At 56.0% G+C, this 3,709-nt stretch carries 4 protein-coding genes; 3 read left to right on the forward strand and 1 reads right to left on the reverse strand.

The annotated features are described in order from the left end of the window. The first annotated feature begins 155 nt into the window (after window positions 1-155). The gene (locus L977_RS03375) at window positions 156-386 is read left to right on the forward strand and encodes a DUF2754 family protein (protein WP_014882726.1); all 231 of its coding nucleotides are present in this window, start codon (window positions 156-158) and stop codon (window positions 384-386) included. On the opposite strand, the gene ddlA is transcribed toward L977_RS03375, so the two are convergent. Next, a complete protein-coding gene (gene ddlA / locus L977_RS03380; RefSeq protein ID WP_047624743.1) occupies window positions 383-1,483 on the reverse strand; it encodes a D-alanine--D-alanine ligase in 1,101 nt (366 codons plus the stop codon). The two genes, L977_RS03375 and ddlA, sit on opposite strands and share 4 nt — an antisense overlap. Window positions 1,484-1,586: 103 nt before the next feature. Here ddlA and L977_RS03385 point away from each other — a divergent pair, with 103 nt between their 5' ends. Both L977_RS03385 and L977_RS03390 read left to right on the forward strand, forming a co-directional pair. After that, window positions 1,587-2,270 (forward strand): extensin-like domain-containing protein, encoded by a 684-nt coding sequence (locus L977_RS03385; RefSeq protein WP_047624746.1) that lies wholly within the window; start codon window positions 1,587-1,589, stop codon window positions 2,268-2,270. A gap of 168 nt (window positions 2,271-2,438) precedes the next feature. After that, complete coding sequence (locus L977_RS03390) at window positions 2,439-3,653, forward strand: multidrug efflux MFS transporter (protein WP_023332216.1); 1,215 nt, start codon at window positions 2,439-2,441, stop codon at window positions 3,651-3,653. Window positions 3,654-3,709: the final 56 nt, after the last annotated feature.

A 3,709-nucleotide genomic window follows, 5' to 3' on the forward strand; every position in this document is an offset into this window, starting at 1 on the left:
TTACGCTCAGGAATTCTCCTGGATTATTGATTTCTGCAGCGCGTCACAATTTTTAAACTTAAGTGAAATTGCGTCGCGTTTCAGAATTTCCGCATCTGCCACAGACCTCGTGCTTAAACTGTGAGAGGATGTCTTTTTTTCCTGCCGGAGTTGTTATGAAGCTCACGTCCAAACTTCGCCGTGACTGGCACTACTATGCCTTTGCTATTGGGCTGATTTTTATTCTTAACGGCGTCGTGGGGCTGTTAGGATTTGAAGCAAAAGGGTGGCAAACCTATGCCGTCGGGCTGGTGACCTGGGTGATCAGTTTCTGGCTGGCGGGGTTGATTATCCGCCGTCGCCCGGAAGAGACGACGACGGAAGAGACGGCGAAGGGTGCCGATTAACCGTTAACGGAACTTTTCAGCGCGCTGTCGGCGGCGTGACGCTCCAGCGCCAGTTCGATCAGGCGGGTGATCAGCTCAGAGTAGCCAAGCCCGCTGGCCTGCCACAGTTTTGGATACATGCTGATGTTGGTGAAGCCCGGCAGCGTGTTGATCTCATTGATTACCACGTCGTTCTCCGGCGTCAGGAAGACATCCACGCGCGCCATGCCGCTGCAGCCGAGAGTCTGGTAGGCGCTGATGGCGATCGCCCGGATCTTGTCGTTGATCGCCGGATCGATATCCGCAGGAACAACGACCTGTGCGCCTTTATCATCAATGTATTTGGTGTCGTAGGAGTAGAAGTCGCTGTTTAAGACCACTTCACCGCAGGTGCTCGCCTGTGGAAAATCATTGCCCAGCACGGCGCACTCAATTTCGCGACCTTTGATCCCTTGCTCAATAACCACTTTATGGTCAAATTCAAACGCCAGACGGACGGCTTGCGTGAACTCTGCTTCGCTGGCGACTTTGCTAACGCCCACGGATGACCCCTGGTTGGCAGGCTTCACAAACAGCGGCAGCCCCAGTTGACCGCTAACCTGCGCGAAGTTGTACTTGTCTCGGTTGGCGCGGGTGAGCGTGACGAATGGCGCGATATTCAGTCCGGCATCGCGCAGCAGGCGTTTGGTGACGTCTTTGTCCATGCACGCGGCGGATCCCAGTACGTCTGATCCGACGAACGGCAGGTTGGCCATGCGCAACATCCCCTGCAGGGAACCATCTTCCCCGAGCGTGCCGTGTACGATAGGGAAGACCACGTCGATCTGAGTGAGAGCCTGCGCATTGCCGGCGTCGATGAGCTGTCCCTTCATGACGCCAGGAACGGTCGCGACGCTGATGTCCGAAGGATTGAGGGCGATGTGCGCCGGATCGTGGGCATTCAGCAAATACTGACTGGCGTCGTTAACATGCCACTGGCCCTGTTTATCAATGCCCAGCAGGACCACGTCAAACCGGCTTTTATCGATCGCATCAACGATATTTTTGGCCGATTGCAATGACACCTCGTGTTCCGCTGATTTTCCCCCAAAGACAATACCTACGCGCTGCTTTGCCATCTCACTCTCTTCCAGTCTGACGAAAAGCCAATAACATACCACGATGCCCTGCGGGTTTCGCGGCCTTCTGCCATAATGTTTTGGGGAAGAGTGAGGGGGGAACGTGAAAGGAAAAACTCTGCTGACCGTTTTCATCCTGGGGGCAGTCGCAACGGCGGGTTATCGCTGGTTGCCGTCTTACTACAATCCATTTAAACCGCTGGCCCTGGACGATCCCCCTGGCCGTATTACCCAGTATAAACTGCGACGTTTAACCCCCGAAGCCTGCGCGAGCCTGTTAACGCAGGCCAATCAACGAAACCTTATCCGCACCCAACCGGTCGCTGACGGCGGCGGGACATGTCCGCTGCGCAACGTCGTGCGCGTGCGTGACTTCGGCCCGGTGAGTCTGAACGGCAGTTTTCTTGCCAGCTGTCCGCTGGCGCTCAGCTCTGCACTGTTTGTCAGCCAGCAGGCCCGGCCATTGACGCAGCGCTTCACGGGATATGAACTGACGCGCATTGAGCACCTTGGCAGCTTTGCCTGTCGCAATATCTACCACCGGCCCGATGCGCGGCGCAGTGAGCATGCCACCGCAGACGCGCTGGATATCGCCGCTTTTCGGCTGGCGAACGGGGAGCGCGTCACGGTGCTGAACGGCTGGAAATCGGCAAAAACGCAGCCATGGCTGAAAGCCCTGCTGGCGGCCAGCTGCGGCTACTACGGTAACGGTTTGGGGCCGGAGTATAACGCGGCGCATGCCAACCATTTTCATCTGGGGATGCGCGGTTTCGGACTCTGTCGCTGAAGCATAATCTTCCGCCAGAAAGTGGATGATTTGTGACTTATTTCACAAATATGATGACTGGGAAGATAAAACACCAAAGTCAGCAAGGCCGCATCTCTGGTGCGACGCCGGTGTGCGTAACTTGCTAATCTGACGGCGAATTCGCCTAAAAATGAAGACTATTTCTTTATGGAATCCTGGAAAGTTAATCTCATCTCGGTCTGGTTCGGCTGCTTCTTTACCGGGCTGGCCATTAGCCAGATCCTGCCGTTCCTGCCGCTGTACGTGTCGCAGTTGGGGGTTACCTCCCACGAAGCGCTCTCCATGTGGTCCGGTCTGACGTTCAGCGTCACGTTTCTGGTCTCCGCCATTGTGTCTCCGATGTGGGGCAGCCTGGCGGATCGGAAAGGCCGTAAGCTGATGCTGCTGCGCGCCTCGCTCGGGATGGCGATTGCGATTCTGCTCCAGGCCTTCGCCACGAACGTCTGGCAGCTGTTTTTCCTGCGGGCGGTGATGGGGCTGACGTCCGGGTACATTCCGAATGCCATGGCGCTGGTGGCCTCTCAGGTGCCACGCGAACGAAGCGGCTGGGCGCTGAGCACCCTCTCAACGGCGCAGATAAGCGGCGTCATCGGTGGCCCGCTGCTGGGCGGCTTTCTGGCAGACCACGTTGGGCTGCGCGCGGTATTTATCATCACTGCGATCCTGCTGGTGGTTAGCTTTCTGGTCACGCTCTTTCTGATCAAAGAGGGAGGGCGCCCCGTTGTCAGCAAGTCTGAACGCCTGAGCGGTAAGGCCGTCTTCGCCTCGCTGCCTTACCCAGGGCTAATGATCAGCCTGTTTGTCACCACCATGGTGATCCAGCTCTGTAACGGCTCGGTGGGGCCCATTCTGGCGCTGTTTATTAAATCAATGGAGCCAGACAGCAATAATATTGCTTTTCTCAGCGGGATGATTGCCGCCGTGCCGGGCGTTTCCGCGCTGATCTCTGCGCCACGTCTGGGGAAGCTGGGGGACAGGATCGGCACGGCGCGTATCCTGATGGCGACGCTGATTTTTGCGGTGGTGCTCTTTTTCGCGATGTCGTTTGTTACCTCTCCGCTTCAGCTGGGCGTGCTGCGATTTTTACTCGGTTTCGCCGATGGGGCTATGTTGCCTGCCGTACAGACCTTGCTGGTCAAATATTCCAGCGACCAGGTCACCGGACGTATTTTTGGTTATAACCAGTCGTTTATGTATTTAGGCAACGTTGCCGGTCCGCTTATTGGCGCATCCGTTTCTGCGATGGCAGGTTTTCGTTGGGTATTTGCTGCTACGGCAATTGTCGTTTTAATCAATATTATCCAGCTGGCGATTGCCCTGCGCCGTCGAACACGAATGGCGGAGGCGAAATCAGCGAAATAGTCCTTTCGCGGGTGTATTATATATTCTTATGGTAGCCGTATTTTTATATAACTAAA

This window comes from Enterobacter sp. ZOR0014 (genome assembly GCF_000798855.1).
Taxonomy (GTDB): domain Bacteria; phylum Pseudomonadota; class Gammaproteobacteria; order Enterobacterales; family Enterobacteriaceae; genus Enterobacter; species Enterobacter kobei.

Excerpts from the sequence above, each read along its gene's own strand:
- L977_RS03375 (WP_014882726.1), top strand. The coding sequence starts at position 156 with ATGAAGCTCACGTCCAAACTTCGCCGTGACTGGCACTACTATGCCTTT.
- ddlA (WP_047624743.1), bottom strand. The coding sequence starts at position 1,483 with ATGGCAAAGCAGCGCGTAGGTATTGTCTTTGGGGGAAAATCAGCGGAA.
- L977_RS03390 (WP_023332216.1), top strand. The coding sequence starts at position 2,439 with ATGGAATCCTGGAAAGTTAATCTCATCTCGGTCTGGTTCGGCTGCTTC.